Here is a 19,266-nt window from a genome sequence, read left to right as displayed (position 1 = left end):
GGCGAACTTCCCGTCGCCGGCGGTGGGCGGACGCCCGGCGCCGACGGCGGTGTGCCGACGCACGGGCGTCCTCCTGTCTGTGCTCACGCACACCCCGGCGTGCCGGAGGCACGCTGCTGGCGCATGGCGGTCACGTCGCCCGCGACGGCCGACTGGGCCATCGGGCCGAGGTCGAGCACGACGTCGGTGAAGGCGAGCGACGCCTTGTGCATCGCCGGCAGGTCGATCGCCTCGGTGCCGAACTGCGGCGAGAACAGCGTCTTGGGCGCGGCGATGGGCGAGATGACGGGCAGCAGGTGCTGGTTGTACGGCGTGCCCTCACCACCGAAGCTGCAGTGGCGCGGCACCCTGGTGAGGTCGGCCGCGGACAGGCCCTTGAGGATCGCGGTGCGCTTCACGTCCCAGTACTGGATGTGCCCCTTGACCAGTTCGCGCAGCGGCGTGCTCTCGCTGACGGGGACCAGCAGCAGTTCGGTGAGGGTGGGGTTGGCGACGAGTTGCTTGCCCGGCAGGCCGTTCGGCCTGGCGACCGCGTCGTAGCGCTTGGCGCCGAGGTGCTCGAGCACGACGACGGAGGAGACCTTGCCCTGGTCGTACTCGGCGTCGAGCTGGGCGGCGAGCTGACCCGCGCCGCCCTCGCGGACGTTGGGGCCGGTCAGGTGCTGGTAGAGGTGGCCGGTCACGAACGCGAACTGCACGGTGCGCGGACGGCACTCCACCGGTAGCGACGACAGGTAGCGGGCCATCTCGATCATGGTGAGCGGGCCGTTGTCCCACACCGGGCTCATGCCGTCGGTGTGGCTCTCCACGACGATCTTCTGGGCGCTCCCGCCGGGAAGCGTCGCGAGCAGGGTGCGGGTCGTCGTCGGCGTCCAGGCGGCGTTCACGGTCAGCGCGGCCTGGACCGGCTGCCCGGCGGCCAGCGCGTCCTTGATCTGCTTGCCCTGGTCGGCGCCGACGTACGCGCCTGGCACGCCGTACGGCAGGCCCTCGTAGGGCGCGTACATGCCCTGGATCTGGGTGTGCGGGAGCTGGCTGACCTCGATCACGCCCACCGCGCCCGCGGCGGCGGCCGCCTTGAGGTCGGCGTCGGCCGCGGCCGGGGCCTCCATCGACTCCGAGCCGAGCATGTTGATCGTGAGGGCCGGGTCGTACATGGAGTAGCCGAGGGTGGGTGGATAGAACAGCAGGTTGGGCACGTTGGTCCACGGCAGGTCCCTGACGACGATCTTCCCGGCGGCGTTGGCCGCGGTGATGTTCGTCCCCGCGGCCAGGTGGACGAGCGGCGCCGAGACGCCGCCCGCGCCGGTGGAGGAGGAGAACGGCACGGGGGCCGCGACCTGCACGGCCGTACCGCCGACGGTCAGGCCGGTGCCGAGGCTGTCCCAGCGGTCGATGGCGTAGGGCAGGGAGGAGAACTGGAGGCCGGGGATGGCCGCCATCTCGTCCTCCAGCCAGTCGACGTAGTCGGCGTGCGCGGTGGAGCCGGTCGGCCTGGGGCCGAACGCCTTCTGCCGCTCGGCCAGGGCGCTCAGGCGGGCCTCGGAGGCGAACGCGGCGGGGTCGACCCTGACCGGGCAGGCCGGAGCGGCCGCCTGGGCGAAGGCCGGTTGCGCGGGCACGACCAGCGGGAGGAGAAGGGCGAGGAGAGCGAGTCGTCTCACGTGGGGGGGTCCTTCCATTGAATCGTTTCAATACGTGGCCCGCGACGATCCCCCGAGGTGCGGCCGGTTCTCAGGGGCGAGGCGGTCCTGTGGTACCGCGGACGATCAGCGTGGGCGACACCGACGACGTCACCGATCGTGAGCGTCCCTCGATGCGTTCGACGAGCAGTTGCGCGGCGGTAGCCCCGATCACGTGCCCGTCCTGGTCGACGCTGGTGAGCGAGATGCGCTTGAGCGAGGCGATGCCGATGTTGTCGTATCCGGCGACGGAGAGGTCCTCCGGCACCGACAGGCCCGCCTCGTCGGCGGCGCGCAGCACGCCGAGCGCCGCGATGTCGGCCCCGGCGAAGATCGCGGTGGGCCGGTCGTCGCGCGCGAGCAGTTCCCGCGCGCCCTCGAAGCCGCCCTCCTCGGTGAAGGAGGTGGCCAGCACGTCGTCGGCGAGTCCGTGGGCGCGCATCGCCTGGCGGTAGCCTTCGGCGCGCACCGTGTGCGGCAGTCCCTGGGCGCGGGCCCGCTCCAGGTGGGTGATGTGCGCGATCCGGGTGTGCCCGAGCCCGACCAGGTGGTCGACCACGAGCCCCGCCCCCATCACGTCGTCGTCGACGACCGCGTCGTAGGCCGCGGCGCCGCCGTGCCTGCCCACCACGACGACCGGGATGGCCGTCGCGATGGCGGCGAGTTCGGCGTCCGTCATGACCGGCGAGATCAGGATGAGCCCGTCCATGCTCCGGTCGATCATGGCGTCGGTCATCCTGGCCTGCGTCTTGGGCTCGATCCCGCCGGGTCCGAGCAGCACCTGGTACTCGGTGTCGCCCAACCGGCCGGTGACACCCTCGATGATGTCGGGGAAGAACGGGTTGCGGGTGTCCGAGAGCATGACGCCGAGGGTGTAGGTGCGTCCGCGCAGGGCGCGGGCCGCGGCGTGCGGGCGGTAGCCCAGCTCGTCGATGGCCTGCGTCACCTTGGCCTGCATCTCCGCGCTCACGCCGTAGGCCCCGCGCACCACCTTGGACACGGCGGCCGTGGAAACCCCGGCCCGCCTGGCCACATCGGCGATGGTCACCCGTCCGCTCGTCACACGCCGTCCTTCACAGAGTTTTCGTAGAACGAACTACACGCTTTTCTGAAGATGGAGGCTAACCCGTCACTGATCCTCAGGTCTACCTCTTGACGGGCGATTCTCTCGTGCCCTACCAATGGAGAACGTTCTACACAATACCCCCTAACATGAACAGGAGCACGGGCGTGAGAGCACCATCCCGTACGCTCGGCGCGGCGATCGGCGCCGTCCTCGCCCTGTCCCTCGCCGGCTGCGGGTCGTCCGCGCCGGAGGGAACCGGTCAGGTGAAGCTGACCCTCTGGCACAACAGCGCGGATCCGGCGCCGCTGCTGGAGATGTACAAGAAGTTCGAGAAGCAGTCCGGCCACAAGGTCGAGCTCGTGTCGATCCCGTCCGACGGCTTCGAGGACACCACCCAGACCAAGTGGGCCACCGGCGAGCGCCCGGACATCCTGGAGTACCACGCGACGGTGAGCGGCCTGCTCGCCCTCAACCCGGCGGAGAACCTGCGCGACCTGACAGGTGAGGCGTACATCGCCAGGTCCGGCGACCTCTACCAGAGCGCCGGGTCCGTCAACGGCAAGGTCTACGCCGCCATCACCGGCTTCCCCCAGGTCTTCGGCCTCTACTACAACAAGAAGGTCTTCACCGCGGCCGGGCTGACCCCGCCCACGAACTTCGCCGAGCTCGCCGCCGCCTGCCCCAAGCTCAAGGCCGCCGGGGTCACACCGGTCTTCGAGTCGGGCGGGTCGATCTGGCCGGTGCAGATCCTGCCCATCCTCTACCTGGCGGGCGCCAACCAGTCCAACGCGTACGGCAAGGCCATCTCGGGCCACAGCAGCACGCTGGCCGACCCGGGCTCGCCCTTCGTCTCCGGCCTGACCGCCTACGCCAAGCTGCAGGCCGACGGCTGCTTCAACAAGGACATCGTCACCGCCAAGTTCGAGGACTCCATGAAGGCCCTCGTGACCGGCAAGGCCGCCATGGTCGCCCAGCACTCCGACATGCTCCCGGCCCTCCTCGCGGCCGCGGGCGGCGACCAGAAGACCGTCGACGACTCCGTCGGCTTCGTCGGCCTGTCGAGCGACAAGCCGCTCGTGACCTACGCGCCCGGCCCGATCGGCACGTTCTACCTGCCAAAGACCGGTGACACGGCGCGGGAGAAGGCGTCGCTCGACTTCGTGCGCTTCATGACCGGCCCGGCCTACGCCGAGTACATCACCGCGTCCAAGACCTTCCCCGTGTTCAAGGACGTGCCCGATCCGCAGGGCGTCTCGTCCGTGCTGCAGGACGTCAAGAAGGCGTACGACACCGGCGCGGTCATCGCCTTCAACTCCGACATCCCCGGCATGGGCGGGCTGGCCCAGCTCATGTCCGAGCTGATCGCCGGGCAGAAGGATCCGCAGAAGGCGGCGACCCAGCTACAGGGCCAGGTCGAGCAGGCGGCCAAGGCGGCGGGGCTGCCCGGATGGTGATGCGGAACAGGGCGGCCTGGCTGCCGTGGGCACTGCCCGCGATCGTGCTGGTCACGGTCTTCTTCGTCGCCCCGTTCCTGCTCAACGTCCGGTTCGCGTTCTCCTCCTGGACGAGCTTCCGGGCCGAGATCACCTGGAACGGGCTGGAGAACGTCCGCACGCTGATCGACCAGGACCTGCTGGCCAACGCGGTCACCGTGACCGTGCTGTACGCGATCCTGTGCATGGCGATCCAGAACACGGTCAGCCTCTCGCTGGCCCTGGCCCTCCAGCGGACCGGCGGGATCAACACCGTCTTCCGCTCGGCGTTCTTCCTGCCGACGCTCATCTCGCCGCTGGCCGCCGGATACATCTGGCGCGGGCTGCTGGCCCCCGACGGGGCGGTCAACTCCTTCCTCGGCATCGAGTGGGCGTGGCTGGGCGAACCGTCCACCGCGCTGGTGATGGTCGCGTTCATCGACGCGTGGAAGTGGAGCGGGCTGATCACCCTCGTCTACATCGCGGGCCTCAACTCCATCCCGAAGTCGCTGCTGGAGTCGGCGACCGTCGACGGGGCCGGGCCGTGGACCCGGTTCCGGCGGGTGGTGTTCCCGATGCTCGCCCCGGCGCTGACCTTCAACGTGGCGGTCACGCTGGTGGGCGCGCTCAGCGCGTACGACGTGATCGCCGCCACCACCGGCGGCGGGCCCGGCGACCACACGCGGGCCCTGAACGTGGTGATGCGCCAGCAGTGGGGGCAGGGCTTCTTCGGCTCCGCCAGCGCGCTGGGGTTCACCGTGACGCTGCTGGTGATCGCCACCGCCGTGCCCCTCGTGTGGTGGCTGCGGCGCAGGGAGGTGACGGGATGAGAGCGGTCCTCAAGTACACGGCGCTGACGCTCTTCGCGATCCCGTGGGTGCTCGTGCCCGTCTGGCTCGTGGTCGTCAACTCGTTCAAACCCGCGGGAGAGGCCGCCGAGCTGGGCCTCGGCCTGCCCAGGACGTGGGCGATCGCCGAGAACTACGGCATCGTGCTCGACCGGGGCGGCTACCTGACGGGGCTGGTCAACAGCCTCAAGGTGACCGTGCCGATCGTGGTGGCCGTGGTGCTCCTCGGCGCGGCGGCGGCGTGGGCGTTCGGGCGCAGCCGGTCGCGGTGGCTGCAGGCGGCCTACTTCGTGATGGGGCTGTCGATCCTGCTTCCTCCGTCGATCATCCCGACCGTCTACCTGCTGCGCGCCCTGTCGCTGGACGGCGGCTCGCTCGGCTACGTGCTGACGATGACCGGCTGCCGCCTGGGCATCGTGATCTTCCTGGCGACCGGATTCGTCCGGGCGTTCCCCCCCGACCTGGAGAACGCCGCCGCCATCGACGGCGCCTCCCGCCCGCAGGTCTTCGTCCGCATCCTGCTGCCCCTGCTGCGGCCGGTGCTGTTCGTCGGCGGCGTGATCCTGATCATCAACGTCTGGAACGACTTCTTCTTCGCCCTCTTCCTGCTCCAGGGCAGCGCGAACGCCACGCTGCCGCTGAGCCTGTTCCAGTTCGCCTCCGGCACCCTGCAGAGCCTGAACTGGAACCTCGTCTTCGCCCACGTCCTGCTCACCACGCTGCCCCTCGTGGCGGTGTACGTCGTCGCGCAGAAGCGCGTCCTGGCCGGCCTTACGGAAGGTTCACTCAAGGGATGACCACTCACGACATCGCGCTCGACTGGGTCAGGCGCGAGATCAAGGAGGGGCGGCTGCCGTGCGCGGTGTTCGGCGCCGCCACCTCCGACGGGATCCAGGTGCTGGAGGCGTTCGGCGAGCACGACGGCCGGGAGACCAGGACCGAGGACCACTTCGCGCTGTTCTCTGTGACCAAGCCGCTGATGGGGCTGGCCGCCCTGCGCCAGGTCGAGCGCGGGCTGCTGTCGCTGCGCCGCCCGCTGCGGGACGTACTGCCGGACTTCGCGCGGCCCGACGTGACGCTCTGGCACCTGCTCACCCACACCAGCGGCATCGCCGAGCAGACGCTCACGCCCGACGACCTTCTGGAGCACCTCGTCACCGCGCCGTCGATGTTCGAGGCGGGCACGCTCAGCCATTACTCCAACCTGGCCTTCGCCGGGATCGCGGAGATGGTCCGCGACGTCACGGGCCGCGACGTGGCCGACGTGATCGACTCCGACCTGAACACGCTGGTGCCGGGCGGCGGGCGCATCACGTTCGACCCGGCGTGCGACGCGGCCGAGGTCCACGGCGTCGAACTGCTCGGGCCCAGCTTCGACTTCGACAGGTTCGTACGGCTCCGCCACCCGGCAGGGGCGCTGTTCTCCCGCGCCGAGGACCTCCTGGCGCTGGGCGGGGCGCTGCTGCGCGGCGACCGCGAGCTGATCCACCCCACCACCCTGGCCGCCATGACGGCCCCGCAGACGACGGGCCTGGTCAAGCTGCAGCCCGACCCGGTCAACGCCGGGCAGGACTGGGGCCTCACCTGGAACCTGCGCCACTCGGCTCCCGGGCTGCTCGAACGGCGGCTGTACGGGCACGGCGGCGCCTCGGGATGCCAGTGGTGGATGTACCCGGAGCAGGACGCGTGCTTCGTGCTGCTGATCAACGTGATGGCGCCGAGCCTGTCCGGCGTCGACGTCGACGGTCTGCACAACGCCTTCACCACCGGGCTCGATGCGTGAACCGGGACTCGGGGGTGCTCGGAGTGCAGGTCTCAGGCGCGCAGGCGCCGTTCATCCGTTCGGCCCCGCCCGGTTCACGGGCGGGCCTGACGTGCGGTCTGCCGGATCCGGTGGGCGTGGACGAGCCGTCGCCCCGGCTGTCGTGGAACGCCCGGCTGTCCGGGGAGGCCACCGCGGTGGTGTTCTCGGACGGGCGCGAGGTGTGGCGGTCGTCCGTGCCCGCCGGATCGCACGGCGTGGACGTGCCGGGTGAGTGGCTGGCGCCGCTGACGCCGTACACGTGGAGTGTGGAAGGGTACGCGACCGGCGCGTTCACCACGGGCCTGCGGGCGCGCGGCGGGTGGGACGCCCCCTGGCTGGCGGGCGATCCCCGGGCGGCGGTGAGCCTGCGCGGGTCGTTCACGTGGCATCCCGCTCCCGGGCGCGCCTGGCTGGCCGCCACCGCGCTGGGCGTCTACCGGGCGCTGCTCAACGGGGTACGGCTGGGCGAGGAGGAGCTGGCCCCCGGCTGGACCGACTACGGCCACCGGACGCGCTATCGGCTGCTGGAGCTCACGGAGCTGCTCGTACCCGGCGAGAACGAGCTGGAGCTGTGGCTGGCTCCCGGCTGGTACGCGGGTCACGTCGCCGGCGGAGGCCCGCGCCGCTACGGCGACCGGCCCGCCGCCAGCGCCCAGGTGCTCGTGCGGAACGACGACGGGGTCCGCCGCGTGTTCGCCACGGACGCGGCCTGGACCCGGCGGGATCTCGGCCGCCCGCGCGCCGACCTGGTGATGGGCGAGACCGTCCAGGCCCCTTCCCTACAGGCCGGACCCGCCGAGACGACGGCCGCCCCGGAGATCCCGGTGGAGGCCGACCCCGCTCCCCCGGTGCGGGTGATCGGCACGGTGCCCGCCCTGTCCGTGACCGAACCCGCGCCGGGCGTCCAGGTGGCCGACTTCGGGCGGAACGTCGTCGGGCGCGTACGGCTGCGCGTCGACGCGCCGGGCCCCGTACGGATCGTGGTGCGGCACGGGGAGGAGCTGACCGCGACCGGGCGGCTCTACACCGACAACCTGCGCACCGCGGACCAGCGTGACGAGTTCGTCCTCGGCCCCGGCTCGCACGTCGTGGAGCCCGCGTTCACCCTGCACGGGTTCCGCTACGCGGAGGTCACCGGCTGGCCGGGCGCGCTGACGCCGGACGACCTGGAGGCGGTGCTGCTGTCCTCCGCGCTCGCCGTCACCGGCTCGCTGACCGTGAGCGATCCCGCCGTACGGCAACTCGTCGCCAACATCGGCGCGTCGGCGGACGGCAACCTCGTGAGCGTGCCGACCGACTGCCCGCAGCGCGACGAGCGGACCGGCTGGACGGCCGACATCTCGGTGTTCGGCTCGACGCTCAGCTTCCTGCGGCACACGCAGGCGTTCCTGTCCGGCTGGGTGACGACGCTGATCGACGGGCAGCGGGCCGACGGCGCGGTCCCGCATGTCGCGCCGGTCCTGCCCGAGTACGGATACGACTCCCCCGTGTGGTCCGACGCGCTGGTCGAGGTGCCGTGGCTGCTGTGGCGGCGCTACGGCGACGACTGCACGCTGCGCCGCGCGTACGACCCGATGCGGCGGTGGATCGACTACTGCCTGGCCCAGGCCGAGGGCGGCATCAGACCGGGCAGGGCCCTGGGCGACTGGCTGGCCCCCGGCACGGTCGAGACGCCCAAGAGCCTCATCGCCACCGCCGCCCTCGCCCGCAGCCTCCGCCTGGTCGCGCACGTGGCCGACGTGCTCGGCAAGCCGCACGCGCCGGAGTACGGCGAGGCGTTCACCCGCGTGTCGGGCGCCTTCCAGCGGGCCTTCCTCAACGGGCCGAGACTGCACACCGAGACGCAGACCGGCTACGCCGTCGCCCTCGCCTGGGACCTGGTCCCGCCCGAGGACCGGGCCGCGTCGGCGCAGGCGCTGGCCGAGCTGGTCCGCGCCGACGGGCACCGGCTCATGACGGGCTTCGTCGGCACCACCCTGCTGCTGCCCGTGCTGTCGGAGACCGGCCACCACGACCTGGCGGGCCGGATCTTCAACCAGGAGGGCTATCCGTCCTGGCGCTACCAGCTCCGCGCCGGGGCGACGACCATGTGGGAGCGCTGGGACGCCTGGCACCACCGGCACGGCCTGCAGACGCCGGCCATGAACTCCTTCAACCACTACGCCTACGGCTGCGTGGGCGACTGGCTGTTCCGGCACGTGGCGGGTCTGGGCGACGACCCGCGCGGGACGGGTGGCGGCTTCGGCGAGCTGCTGCTGCGCCCCGGCCCCGTCCCGCTGCTGCGCCAGGCGCACGCCCGCTACGAGAGCGCGTCGGGGACCGTCGAGTCGGGCTGGCGGGCCGGGCCCGACGGGGTCCAGTTCACGTTCGCCGTCCCGGAGGGCGTGACCGCCCGCGCGGTGCTGCCCGTGCGCGGCGCGTGGGACGGGATGACCGTCAACGGCACCTTCCTCATGGGCCTCGGCGAGCAGCTGCCGGCCACCAGGCTGGCCGACGGGGGCTGCGCCCTGAACCTGCCGCCGGGCCGCTGGTCGTTCACGGCCCCCGCGGCGGCCACGGCCCACCTGCTCCAGGAGTGGGACGACCTGGGCCGGTGAGCCGGTGACCGGATGTGAACTGCGACGGAGCGTGGCCGAGGCCTCGCCGGGGCGGGCATTTGGACATGGAACGGGGTCGGAGGGCGGCGGCGCCGAGAGCTTCGGTGCGACGTACGATTCACAGATGGCCAGCAGATCCGTCCCGGCGCAGCACCTGCGCGACCTCGCGCGGCTGCGCCGCGTCCGCGACCGGATCGACCGGGAGTACGCGCAGCCGCTGGACGTCGAGGCGCTCGCCCGCGGCGTGAACATGTCGGCCGGGCACCTCAGCCGTCAGTTCCGGCTCGCCTACGGCGAGTCGCCCTACAGCTACCTGATGACGCGGCGCATCGAGCGCGCGATGGCGCTGCTGCGCCGCGGCGACCTCAGCGTCACCGAGGTCTGCTTCGCGGTCGGCTGCTCGTCGCTGGGCACCTTCAGCACCCGTTTCACCGAACTGGTCGGCGTACCGCCCAGCGCCTACCGGAGCCAGACCGCCCGCGTGACGGCGGGGATGCCGTCGTGTGTCGCGAAACAGGTCACCAGACCGGTCAGGAATCAAGAAGCGCCGCTAATCAAGCCGCAACTAGCCTGACCGTCATGAACCTCACCATTCACCAGGCATTCCTCCCGCACAACGACCCGGACGCCGCCCTGGCCTTCTACCGCGACACCCTCGGATTCGAGGTGCGCAACGACGTCGGATACAACGGGCTGCGCTGGCTCACGGTCGGCCCCGCCGACCAGCCCGGCACGTCCATCGTCCTGCACCCGCCGGCCGTCGACCCCGGCATCACCGACGACGAGCGCCGCACCGTCGTCGAGATGATGGCCAAGGGCACCTACGCGAGCATCATCCTGGCCACCAAGGACCTCGACGCCACCTTCGAGCGGCTGCAGGCCGGCGACACCGAGGTCGTCCAGGAGCCGGTCGAGCAGCCGTACGGGATCCGTGACTGCGCCTTCCGTGATCCCGCGGGTAACCTGATCCGCATCCAGGAACTGCGGTGAACCGTCCGGCGATCACAACCACGCCCCGCCCGGACGGCACCGCGAAGGAGCCCGCGCACGGCGCCGTGAAGGAGCCCTCGCACGGAATCGGTGACGGCCGCCTGGGGGCCACCGCCGCCACCACCGTCACCGACCTCGACGGCGACGTCCCCGACCCCCGCTAGGACCGATGAACACCGACCCCCGCTCCCCCGCCCGGCGTCGCCGCGACACCGAACACCGGCTCACCCACGACGTCGACGTCTGGGTGGCCAGTGCCTCGGCGGACGGTGTGCCGTACATGGTGCCGCTCTCCTTCGACTGGGACGGCGAGGCGTTGCTGATGGCCACGCCGGCGGACAGCCCGACCGGCATGAACCTGGCCGCCACCCGGACCGTCCGGCTGGGGCTGGGCCACACCCGCGACGTGTCCATGATCGAGGGTGAGGTCGAGGTCCTCGAGATCGACGCGCTGCCGCGGGAGCGGGGTGACCGGTTCGCCGCGCGCACCGGCTTTGACCCGCGTGCGTCGGCCACGCCGTACCGCTGGTTCCGCGTCTTCCCGCGCCGCGTCCAGGCCTGGCGCGAGGTGAACGAGATGTCCGGCCGCGAGCTGATGCGCGACGGCCGCTGGCTGGTCTGACACCTCGGCCCACCACGAGGACGATCCCGCCCAACAGATGGAGAGACGATGAGCACGGCCCCGAGGACGGACACGCGGTCACCTGCGCCGCACGTCGCCGACAGCCACGATCTGATCCGCGTGCACGGCGCGCGTGAGAACAACCTCAAGGACGTCGATGTCGAGATCCCGAAGCGCCGGTTGACGGTGTTCACCGGCGTCTCGGGTTCGGGCAAGAGCTCGCTGGTGTTCAGCACGATCGCCGCGGAGTCACAGCGGATGATCAACGAGACCTACAGCGCCTTCGTGCAGGGCTTCATGCCGACACTGGCGCGGCCCGAGGTCGACGTGCTCGAAGGGCTGACGACCGCGATCATCGTCGACCAGGAGCGGATGGGGGCCAACCCCCGCTCCACGGTCGGCACCGTCACCGACGCCAACGCGATGCTGCGCATCCTCTTCAGCCGGCTCGGCCTGCCGCACATCGGCTCGCCCCAGGCCTTCTCCTTCAACGTCGCCTCCATCAGCGGATCGGGGGCGGTCTCGTTCGAGCGCGGCGGGAAGAGCGTGAAGGAGCGGCGCGACTTCAGCATCACCGGCGGCATGTGCCCGCGCTGCGAGGGCATGGGCCGGGTCACCGACATCGACCTGTCCCAGCTCTACGACGACTCCAAGTCGCTCGCCGAGGGCGCGCTCACGATCCCCGGCTACAGCATGGACGGCTGGTACGGCCGGATCTTCAGCGGCTGCGGCTTCTTCGACCCCGGCAAGCCGATCCGGAAGTACACCAAGGCCGAGCTCCACGACCTGCTCTACAAGGAGCCGACCAAGATCAAGGTCGACGGCATCAACCTGACGTACGAGGGCCTGGTCCCGAAGATCCAGAAGTCGATGCTGTCCAAGGACAAGGAGGCGCTGCAGTCGCACATCCGGGCCTTCGTGGAGCGGGCGGTGACGTTCACCTCCTGTCCCGACTGCGGCGGCAGCCGGCTCAGCGAGATGACCCGGTCGTCGCGGATCGCAGGCGTCAACATCGCCGACGCCTGCGCGATGCAGATCAGCGACCTGGCCGAATGGGTCCGCGGCCTCGACGAGCCGTCGGCGGCGCCGCTGCTCGCCACGCTGCGGCGGACTCTCGACTCGTTCGTGGAGATCGGCCTGGGCTACCTCTCGCTCGACCGGTCCTCGGGCACGCTGTCCGGCGGTGAGGCGCAGCGCGTCAAGATGATCCGCCACCTCGGCTCCTCGCTCACCGACGTCACCTACGTCTTCGACGAGCCCACCACGGGCCTGCACCCGCACGACATCCAGCGGATGAACGACCTGCTGCTGCGGCTGCGCGACAAGGGCAACACGGTGCTCGTCGTGGAGCACAAGCCGGAGACGATCGCGATCGCCGACCACGTCATCGATCTCGGCCCCGGCGCCGGTACGGCGGGCGGCACCGTCTGCTTCGAGGGCACCGTCGAGGGACTGCGGGCCGCCGGCACCCTCACCGGCCGCCATCTCGACGACCGGGCCGCTCTCAAGGAGACGGTGCGCACGCCCACCGGAAAGCTGGAGATCCGCGGTGCGACGGCGCACAACCTGCGAGACGTCGACGTCGACATCCCGCTCGGGGTGCTCGTCGTCGTCACCGGCGTCGCCGGCTCCGGCAAGAGCTCCCTCGTGCACGGGTCGATCCCCGCGGGCGCGGATGTGGTGTCGGTCGACCAGGGCGCGATCCGCGGCTCGCGGCGGAGCAACCCGGCGACCTACACCGGCCTGCTCGACCCGATCCGCAAGGCGTTCGCGAAGGCCAACGGCGTGAAGCCGGCGCTGTTCAGCGCCAACTCCGAGGGCGCCTGCCCCGGCTGCAACGGCGCCGGCGTCATCTACACCGACCTGGCGATGATGGCCGGCGTCGCCACCACCTGCGAGGAGTGCGAGGGGAGGCGGTTCCGCGCGTCGGTGCTGGAGCACCACCTCGGCGGCCGCGACATCAGCGAGGTGCTCGCGATGCCGGTGACCGAGGCCGCGGAGTTCTTCGGCTCCGGCGAGGCGCGCACGCCGGCCGCGCACGCCGTCCTCCGCCGACTCGCCGACGTCGGGCTCGGCTACCTCAGCCTCGGCCAGCCGCTCACCACGCTGTCCGGCGGCGAGCGGCAGCGGCTCAAGCTGGCCACCCACATGGCGGAGAAGGGCGGCGTCTACGTCCTCGACGAGCCGACCGCCGGTCTGCACCTCGCCGACGTCGAGCAGCTGCTCGGCCTGCTCGACCGGCTCGTCGACTCCGGCAAGTCGGTCATCGTCGTCGAGCACCACCAGGCGGTCATGGCGCACGCCGACTGGATCATCGACCTCGGCCCCGGCGCCGGTCACGACGGCGGCCGGATCGTCTTCGAGGGCACCCCCGCCGACCTCGTCGCCGCCCGCTCCACCCTTACCGGCGAGCACCTCGCGGCCTACGTCGGCGCCTGACCGACGAACCGGGCGGGTTCCCCGATCCTCGTTGATCGGGGAACCCGCCCGGTCGCATTGCCGGTGGTCCCGGGCGCGGAGGCGCTGTCACAGCCGGCGGTACGGCTCGGCGGCGCGCCCGGCACCGACGCGGGTCGTCAGTCGCCGGTGAACTTCGGCTCCCGCCCCTCCCGCACCGAGGCGAAGCCCTCGCGCAGGTCCTGCGTGCCGAACATCAGCTGGTAGCCCCGGCGCTCCAGCGCGATCCCGGCCTCGAAGGAGGTGTCCAGGCCGAGGCGTACGACCTCCTTGATCTGCCGTACGGCCAGGCGCGGACGGGACGCGATCAGCGCGGCCAGTTCCACGGCGCGGTCGACGGCGTTTCCCTCGACCACCTCGGAGACGTAGCCGAGCCGGTGGGCGTCGGCCGCGCTCATGGGCATGCCGGTGAGGAGGGCGTACAGCGCGTTCTGCCGTCCGATGGTCCGGGGCAGCCGCTGGGTCGCGCCGCCGCCGGGCACCAGGCCGATGGTGACCTCGGTCTGGGCGAAGCGCGCGTTCTCCGCGGCGATGACGAAGTCGCACTGGAGGATGAACTCGTTGCCACCGCCGAACGCGTCTCCGTTCACGGCGGCGATCACCGGCTTGCCGCTGTACCAGAACGCCTGGTGGGTGTAGGCGCGGATCGCGCCCACCACGTCGCGGTCGGCCTGTTCGTTCAGGTCGGCACCGACGGCGAAGACGGTGTCGCCGCCGGTCAGGACGATCGCGCCGATGTCGTCGTCCTTGTTGAGGGTGTCGATGGCGGCGGCGAGCAGCTCACGTACCTCGGTGTTGAGCGCGTTTCGCACCTCGGGCCGGTTGAGCCTGACGATCGCGACGCCGTCGCGGGGCTTTTCGATCTCGACAACTGCCATGGGTGGTCCTGGCCTTTCGGTCGGCCCGAGCCCGGGCCGAGGGACATCAGCGGGGACGTCAGGAGAGACGTCAGTGGTGGGAGTCGAAGGTGTTCATGTTGGGGTTGTTCTTGAGCTTTCCGAAGATCTCGGAGCCGTTGTTGATCCAGTGCGGGGACCCGGGCGTACCGGCCGCGCCGTCGAAGTCGGCGACGCCGATGAAGCAGACCATGAACCAGATCAGTTCCGCCGCGAACATCTCCGGGTGCTCGTGCGGAAGCCGCCCGCCGACCCGCCGGGACCATTCGGCCATGGCCGCGACCAGGTCGATCCGGAAGCCCAGCGTGCCGTCGGGGACGTCCGTGTCGTGGAAGATCACCAGGAGCCGGTCCTTGCCCTCCTCCACCGCGTACCTCACCTCTTCGAAGGTGAACGCGGGCCAGAAGGGCCGGTCGTGGAGATACTCGTCCTCGGTCGGCTCGTGGGAGGCACGGCGGTTGGTGCGGTAGCGGTCGCTCAGCAGCGACCACATGTTGTCCCGGATCACCTCGAACAGCGCGGCGTCCCCGGCCCGGCCGCCGTCGTGGCCGCCGTTCGCGTGCGTCGTGCCGTCTCCGGCCCGGCCGCCGTCGTGTGCGTGCATCGTGCCGTCCCCGGTGGGATCGACGTTCACCTTGTGTACACCCCCTGGGTCGTCATTCCTTCGGTCTGGATGCGGGCCTTCATCCGCATCACCGCACGCGGCGCGTTGATCCCGGCCGCGGCGACGACCCGGCCCTCCCGGAGGTAGGTCACGAACGGATGTCCGTCCGTCCCCGTCCTCTCGACCTGGACCTCGTCGTGGCCGCGCGCGTGCCCGACCATCTGGTACTTGAGCCCGTACTGGTCGGACCAGAAGTACGGCACGTCCGCGAAGGCCGGGGCCTCCCGGCCCTCCTGCCCGGCCTGCCAGCTCTCGACGGCGTGCCGTGCCTGGGCCGACGCGTTGCTCCAGTGCTCGACCCGCATCCGGCGCCCGAAGACGGGGTTCCTCCAGTTGGCGACGTCCCCGGCCGCGAAGATGTTCGGCCGCGCGGTGCGCAGGGCCTCGTCGCAGCCGAGACCGTCGGAGAGGTCGAGCCCGCAGCCCTCCAGCCAGCCGCAGGTGGTCACCGCGCCGAGCCCGAGGACGACCAGGTCGGCCGAGGTCTCCCCGCCGTCGTCGAAGGTCAGCGTGACCGGGCCCGTGGGCCCTTCCGCCGACAGCGCGGTGACGGTCGCCCCCAGCCGGGTCGTGACACCGCGGGCGTGGTGCTGGTCCAGGCAGAACCGTCCCAGCTCGGCGCCGAACACGGGCTCCATCGGCAGCAGCCCCTGCACGACCAGTTCCACCGGCAGGCCGCAGGACCGCAGCGACGCGGCCATCTCACTGCCGACCAGGCCGGCGCCGACGACCACCGTGCGGGGCCGGTCGGCCAGCCGTTCCCTGATCCGCTCGGCGTCGGCGAGGGTCCGCAGGCAGTGGACCCCCGGCAGCCCCGCGAACCCCTCCGGCAGGCGGGCGCGCATCCCGGTGCAGACGAACAGGGCGTCGAAGGGGAGCCATTCGCCGTCGGACGGCTCCTTTCCGGCCTCCGTCTCATGGGTGACCAGCACCCGGTCGGCGTCCGGGTCGAGCCGCGCGCACACCGCGCGGTCCACGATCCGCAGCCGGATACGGTACTCCTCCGGGGCGGGCAGGCGGATCGCCTCGGGGGTGACCTTGCCCTGGATGAGTTCCTTGGACAGGGCAGGCCGGGAGTAGGGGGCCTCGCCCTCGGGGCCCCGTACCCAGACGACTTCGCCGGTGAAGCCGCGCCGGTCGAGTTCGGCGACCACGGTGTGGCCGGCGAGGGAGCCGCCGGCCACCACGATGGTCTGCGAGGTGTTGCCGACCACGGTCGCCTATTCCTCCAGGGTCAGGGCGAGGACCGGGCAGGAGGTGATCGCCTGCCGGACCTGGGCCTGAGTGGCCGGGTCGTCCGGGATCTCGTCCGCGATGTGCAGGTACAGGTCGTCGTCGATGTCGAAGACGTCGGGGGCGATGCCCATGCACACGCCGTTCCCGTCGCACAGGGTGCGGTCAACCGTGATTTTCATGTCGTGTCCTCACGCAAAGGGGTGGTCTCGCCGGTCAGGAGGTGGCCGAGGGCTCGAGGGCGCCGTCGACCGAGTCCGCGTAGTCCTGGTAGCGCTTCAGCAGCCACTGGTTGAACTGCAGGAGCGACTCCTCCTGGTAGGAGTAGCGGCCGGGACGGCGGAAGCGGGAGCGCATGCCCTTCTGCAGGGAGAGGTCCGAGCTGGCGTCCTGCTGGTGGAAGAGGACGAGACCGTCCTGAGCGATCTTGTAGAGCTGCTCGAAGCGGGGGTGCTTGGTGGACTCCTCCGGATACAGGTGACCGATGCGCAGGTTCATGTGCTCGGGCCCGGCCGGCAGGACGAGGTAGTAGAACAGGCCCTCCGGCACCGCCCCGAAGCCCAGGTTCGGCGGGATCGAGGCGAAGATGACCTGGTTGCGCTCCTTCTCACCGAGCGTCGGGATCACCGGGAGCAGGGCCTTGGTGGTCGGGTTGAAGCCGGCGTCGGCGTGGTAGAAGCCGGTCGGGTGGTAGACCGCGCCCTCGTCGGGGCTGATGTCGACGAAGCTGGTCAGCCTGACGTGCGCGAAGTCGTGCAGCATGCCGTGGAGGTAGGCGCTGTGGTACGGCTCGATGCCGTTCTCCAGCTGGGACTTCCAGTTCCAGTTGTTGTCGCGCAGCTCGGCCACCGGCATGCTCACCATGTCGCCGATGTGGTAGTTCTCCAGCTCGGCGGTCAGCTTGGTGAGCGTGGGCGCGAGCGGCTTCGCGTCCGGGTCGAGGTTGGTGAAGACGAAGCCGTTCCAGATCTCGACCCGGTGCGAGGGCAGATAGGCCTCTCCCTTCAGGTTCTTGAGGCCGATGGTGTCGTTCATGGAGGGCGCCGCGATGAGGTTTCCGTCCAGCCCGTAGGTCCAGGCGTGGAAGGGACAGCGGAAGAGCCTGCCGGTGTTCCCCGATCCCTCGCACACCAGGTGGGCCCGGTGCGCGCAGATCGGGCTGAGGACCCGGATCTCCATGTCCCTGCCGCGGACCATCATCAGGGGCTCGTCGCCCATGTCGATGCGAACGAAGTCACCGGGCTTCGGGATCTCGTCGACGCGGCCGAGGCACAGCCACTGCCGCATGAAGACGGCCTCCTGCTCGAAGGCGTAGAACTCCGGGTCGACATAGCACTCGCGGGGGAGGTTCCAGCCGGTGGCCATGTCGCGCGAGCCCTCTTCGATGACCTTGAGGATCCGCCGGATGTTCGCTGAGACGGGCGCCTGACCCATGATCGTGGTGCTCCTTAGGGGTACTGCGATACGTGTGAGATGACGCCGGGGCGTGAGAGTCAGACCGCGCCGTCCGCCACCGGTGTCCCGGGGCTCTCATCGGTGTCTGTTCTCTCGGCCGCCACGGCTGCCGGTGGGCTCTTGCGCACCAGCAGGTGGTTGAAGAGCAGGTTGAGGAGCAACGCCACCAGCACGGTGGCCGTGATGGCGCTGCCGAGGATGAACTGTGCGTCCTGGCTGAAGTTCTGGTAGATGGCGGGTACCGCGACCGGCAGCATGCCGACGCCGAGAGCGACGGCGACGATGAGCAGGTTCTGGTTGCCCTCGAAGTCGACCTTCTGCAGCATCTGGATGCCCACGGCCGCCGTCATCGCGAACATCACCAGACCGGCGCCGCCGATCACGGGACCGGGCAGGCTCGCGACGACCTCGCCGAGTTTGGGGATGGCACCCATGATCACCAGGAGTACGCCGGTGACCGTGATGACATAACGACTCTTGACCTTGGTCAGGCTGATCAGCCCGACGTTCTGCCCGAACGTGGAGTCCGGGACGGAGTTCATGAACCCGGCGAGCAGGGCGGCGAGGCCGTCGGTCGCCAGTCCCCGGGCCATGTCCTTGTCGGTGACCTTCTTGCCGACGGCGTTCCCGATGGCGAGAACGCACGCGGTCATCTCGCTGAAGACCACGACCATGGCCACGCACATCGCGATGATCGGCACGAGCCGGAACTCCGGCGCGCCGAACTGCAGCGGCGTGGAGAAGCCGAACCACTTGGCTCCGCCCACGGACGAGAAGTCGGTCAGGCCCATGAACCAGGCGATCACCGCCCCGATGACGAGGCCGAAGAGCACCGCCACGTTGCGGACGAACCCGCCGAACAGGCGGCTCACCAGCACGATGATCGCCACGACGGCGAAGGCCAGCAGGATGTACCGCACGCTCGCGTAGTCCGCCGCGGCCGGATCGGAACCGATGATCAGATCGGCGCTCACCTTGATCAGTGAGAGTCCGATGATCGTGATCACGCAGCCGGTGACGAGGGTCGGGAAGAACCTCAGCACCTTGGAGAACGGCCGGGCGATCAGTATTCCGAAGATGCCGGCGGCGATCATCGAGCCGTACATGGTCGGCAGGCCGTACTCGGAGCCGATCAGGATCATCGGGGTGAGGAAGGTGAACGAGGCGCCCGCGACCACCGGCATCCGGATGCCGAAGAAGCGGGTGAGCCCGACGCTCTGGACGATGGTGGCGATTCCGGCCACCAGCAGGTCGGCGTTGACGATCAACGCGATGGTGTGCGTGTCGAGTTTGAGTACCGCGCCGAGCACGAGCGGGACGGCCACACAGCCCGCGTACATGATCAGCATGTGTTGCAGGCCGAAGAAGAACATCTGGGGGATGGGCAGGACTTCGTCTACCGGGTGGCGTTCGGAAGCCGTTGCCTGGGGTGCGCGGACGGTAGGTGACACGACGGTCTCCTGGGCACTGAGTGGAACGC

At 70.5% G+C, this 19,266-nt stretch carries 18 protein-coding genes; 10 read left to right on the top strand and 8 right to left on the bottom strand.

Annotated features, from left to right (window positions below):
- Window positions 1-83: 83 nt before the first annotated feature.
- Window positions 84-1,664 carry a hypothetical protein gene (locus tag AB0N02_RS16910; RefSeq protein ID WP_363946804.1) on the bottom strand — a complete coding sequence of 527 codons (1,581 nt, stop codon included), beginning with the start codon at window positions 1,662-1,664 and terminating at the stop codon, window positions 84-86.
- 70 nt (window positions 1,665-1,734) lie between these two features.
- Entirely contained in the window at window positions 1,735-2,745 is a 1,011-nt protein-coding gene (locus tag AB0N02_RS16905) for a LacI family DNA-binding transcriptional regulator (RefSeq protein ID WP_363946801.1), read from the bottom strand.
- Between the two features lie 167 nt (window positions 2,746-2,912).
- Here AB0N02_RS16905 and AB0N02_RS16900 point away from each other — a divergent pair, with 167 nt between their 5' ends.
- From AB0N02_RS16900 to AB0N02_RS16855, 10 genes are all read left to right on the top strand, one after another.
- Window positions 2,913-4,202 carry an ABC transporter substrate-binding protein gene (locus AB0N02_RS16900; protein WP_363946799.1) on the top strand — a complete coding sequence of 430 codons (1,290 nt, stop codon included), beginning with the start codon at window positions 2,913-2,915 and terminating at the stop codon, window positions 4,200-4,202.
- Complete coding sequence (locus tag AB0N02_RS16895; protein ID WP_363946797.1) at window positions 4,196-5,050, top strand: sugar ABC transporter permease; 855 nt, start codon at window positions 4,196-4,198, stop codon at window positions 5,048-5,050. The genes AB0N02_RS16900 and AB0N02_RS16895 overlap by 7 nt, the downstream gene beginning before the upstream one ends.
- Complete coding sequence (locus AB0N02_RS16890) at window positions 5,047-5,865, top strand: carbohydrate ABC transporter permease (RefSeq protein ID WP_363946794.1); 819 nt, start codon at window positions 5,047-5,049, stop codon at window positions 5,863-5,865. Before AB0N02_RS16895 ends, AB0N02_RS16890 begins: the two co-directional genes overlap by 4 nt.
- Window positions 5,862-6,851: a serine hydrolase domain-containing protein gene (locus AB0N02_RS16885; protein ID WP_363946791.1), complete on the top strand. Its 990-nt coding sequence runs from the start codon at window positions 5,862-5,864 to the stop codon at window positions 6,849-6,851. Before AB0N02_RS16890 ends, AB0N02_RS16885 begins: the two co-directional genes overlap by 4 nt.
- On the top strand, window positions 6,848-9,469 hold the full coding sequence (locus AB0N02_RS16880; RefSeq protein ID WP_363946788.1) for a family 78 glycoside hydrolase catalytic domain: 2,622 nt from the start codon (window positions 6,848-6,850) through the stop codon (window positions 9,467-9,469). Before AB0N02_RS16885 ends, AB0N02_RS16880 begins: the two co-directional genes overlap by 4 nt.
- 124 nt (window positions 9,470-9,593) lie before the next feature.
- On the top strand, window positions 9,594-10,043 hold the full coding sequence (locus AB0N02_RS16875; protein WP_363946786.1) for a helix-turn-helix transcriptional regulator: 450 nt from the start codon (window positions 9,594-9,596) through the stop codon (window positions 10,041-10,043).
- Window positions 10,044-10,048: 5 nt separating this feature from the next.
- Window positions 10,049-10,459: a VOC family protein gene (locus tag AB0N02_RS16870; RefSeq protein ID WP_363946783.1), complete on the top strand. Its 411-nt coding sequence runs from the start codon at window positions 10,049-10,051 to the stop codon at window positions 10,457-10,459.
- A complete protein-coding gene (locus AB0N02_RS16865; RefSeq protein WP_363946780.1) occupies window positions 10,456-10,623 on the top strand; it encodes a hypothetical protein in 168 nt (55 codons plus the stop codon). Before AB0N02_RS16870 ends, AB0N02_RS16865 begins: the two co-directional genes overlap by 4 nt.
- Before the next feature lie 5 nt (window positions 10,624-10,628).
- On the top strand, window positions 10,629-11,081 hold the full coding sequence (locus tag AB0N02_RS16860) for a pyridoxamine 5'-phosphate oxidase family protein (RefSeq protein WP_363946777.1): 453 nt from the start codon (window positions 10,629-10,631) through the stop codon (window positions 11,079-11,081).
- Between the two features lie 48 nt (window positions 11,082-11,129).
- Window positions 11,130-13,520, top strand: coding sequence for an excinuclease ABC subunit UvrA (locus AB0N02_RS16855; protein WP_363946774.1), 2,391 nt, complete (start codon window positions 11,130-11,132; stop codon window positions 13,518-13,520).
- Window positions 13,521-13,657: 137 nt separating this feature from the next.
- Here the strand turns inward: AB0N02_RS16855 and AB0N02_RS16850 are convergent, their stop codons facing one another.
- The 6 genes from AB0N02_RS16850 to AB0N02_RS16825 form a co-directional block, all read right to left on the bottom strand.
- On the bottom strand, window positions 13,658-14,416 hold the full coding sequence (locus tag AB0N02_RS16850) for an enoyl-CoA hydratase-related protein (RefSeq protein ID WP_363946771.1): 759 nt from the start codon (window positions 14,414-14,416) through the stop codon (window positions 13,658-13,660).
- Window positions 14,417-14,486: 70 nt separating this feature from the next.
- On the bottom strand, window positions 14,487-15,068 hold the full coding sequence (locus AB0N02_RS16845) for a hypothetical protein (protein WP_363946768.1): 582 nt from the start codon (window positions 15,066-15,068) through the stop codon (window positions 14,487-14,489).
- Window positions 15,065-16,312, bottom strand: a complete 1,248-nt coding sequence (locus AB0N02_RS16840; RefSeq protein WP_363946765.1) for an FAD-dependent oxidoreductase — start codon at window positions 16,310-16,312, stop codon at window positions 15,065-15,067. The genes AB0N02_RS16845 and AB0N02_RS16840 overlap by 4 nt, the downstream gene beginning before the upstream one ends.
- 6 nt (window positions 16,313-16,318) lie before the next feature.
- The gene (locus AB0N02_RS16835) at window positions 16,319-16,513 is read right to left on the bottom strand and encodes a ferredoxin (RefSeq protein ID WP_363946762.1); all 195 of its coding nucleotides are present in this window, start codon (window positions 16,511-16,513) and stop codon (window positions 16,319-16,321) included.
- Window positions 16,514-16,547: 34 nt separating this feature from the next.
- Window positions 16,548-17,765 carry an aromatic ring-hydroxylating dioxygenase subunit alpha gene (locus AB0N02_RS16830; RefSeq protein ID WP_363946759.1) on the bottom strand — a complete coding sequence of 406 codons (1,218 nt, stop codon included), beginning with the start codon at window positions 17,763-17,765 and terminating at the stop codon, window positions 16,548-16,550.
- A 59-nt stretch (window positions 17,766-17,824) separates the two neighbouring features.
- On the bottom strand, window positions 17,825-19,237 hold the full coding sequence (locus AB0N02_RS16825; protein ID WP_363946757.1) for a nucleobase:cation symporter-2 family protein: 1,413 nt from the start codon (window positions 19,235-19,237) through the stop codon (window positions 17,825-17,827).
- Between the last annotated feature and the right edge of the window lie 29 nt (window positions 19,238-19,266).

This window comes from Streptosporangium sp. NPDC051022 (genome assembly GCF_040683035.1).
Classification (GTDB): domain Bacteria; phylum Actinomycetota; class Actinomycetes; order Streptosporangiales; family Streptosporangiaceae; genus Streptosporangium.
The sequence above is the reverse complement of the archived record's forward strand: the minus strand, read 5'-3'. Positions and strand labels throughout refer to the sequence as shown.